Consider the following 256-nt stretch of genomic DNA (forward strand, 5'->3'; position numbering starts at 1 on the left):
GGATATAACAACCCAAAAAAAACAACAAAACAAACACCAACCCAAAACCCCAAACAAACACACCACCAACCACAAACCAACAACCAAAACACAACCCCAACACCCAAAAAAACACAAAACCACAAAACCAAACCACAACCAAAAACCACCAAAACAAACACCACCAACACACAAACAACCCCAACCCAAACCACACAACAAACAAAAAAACAACCACAACCAACAAACAAACAACACCAAACAAAACAAACAACCA

At 39.1% G+C, this 256-nt stretch carries 1 protein-coding gene; it reads left to right on the forward strand.

Annotated elements, in window-relative coordinates; genetic code table 11:
* The coding region (locus DVW83_RS16185) for a hypothetical protein (protein WP_446717774.1) at positions 1 to 256 on the forward strand (256 nt) is incomplete at both ends.

The sequence above is a fragment of the Enterococcus sp. VV15 genome (genome assembly GCF_005236045.1).
Classification (GTDB): Bacteria; Bacillota; Bacilli; order Lactobacillales; family Enterococcaceae; genus Enterococcus_B; species Enterococcus_B durans.